1 protein-coding gene is annotated in these 730 nt (G+C 40.1%); it reads left to right on the forward strand.

Annotated features, from left to right (window positions below; translation table 11 throughout):
- Positions 1 to 730: phosphopantetheine-binding protein (locus FLA105534_RS00080; protein WP_246253117.1), on the forward strand; the 730-nt coding region annotated here is incomplete at both ends.

A 730-nucleotide genomic window follows, 5' to 3' on the forward strand; every position in this document is an offset into this window, starting at 1 on the left:
AATCATTCATTGTTGTGTATTGGCTAAGGAAGATACAGTTAACAGTAAACGTCTGATTGGTTATGTTGTTGTTGAAGGTAAGCTGGACAGGGTTGCTTTGCAGGAACAGTTGAAATTAAGTTTACCGGAGTATATGGTTCCTATGATTTGGGTTGAGTTGGCAGAACTGCCGTTAACGTCAAATGGAAAGCTGGATAAGAAAGCTTTGCCGGATCCTGATAGTTCAGATTTGTCTACGAAAGAATATGTGGCTCCAGTGACAGATACAGAACACCAATTGGTTCAAATTTGGGAGAATTTGTTGGGAATAGAGAAGGTTGGAGTTCATGATAACTTTTTTGAGTTGGGAGGTCATAGTCTACTGGCTACCCGATTGGTATCGATGATCCGAAAGGGATTATCCATAGAAATATCTATCAGGGAAGTCTTTGAATACGCGACGATCGCAACGTTAAGTTCGCATGTATCATCTCAATCAAAAGGAGTATTATTACCTGCTGTTGTCTTAGAAGACCGCTCAGGACGAATTCCTTTGTCTTTCAGTCAGGAGCGATTGTGGTTTTTGGATCAGTTAGAAGGCAGTGTTGCTTATCATATTCCTATTGTACTTCGACTTGAAGGAGCGTTAGATACATCGATATTAGAACAAACGCTTCAAAGTATTGTATCTCGTCATGAGGTTTTGCGTACTATTCTGTTATCAGAAGATGGTATAGGGTATCAGGAAGTC

The sequence above is a fragment of the Flavobacterium collinsii genome (assembly GCF_902804485.1).
Taxonomy (GTDB): Bacteria; Bacteroidota; Bacteroidia; order Flavobacteriales; family Flavobacteriaceae; genus Flavobacterium; species Flavobacterium collinsii.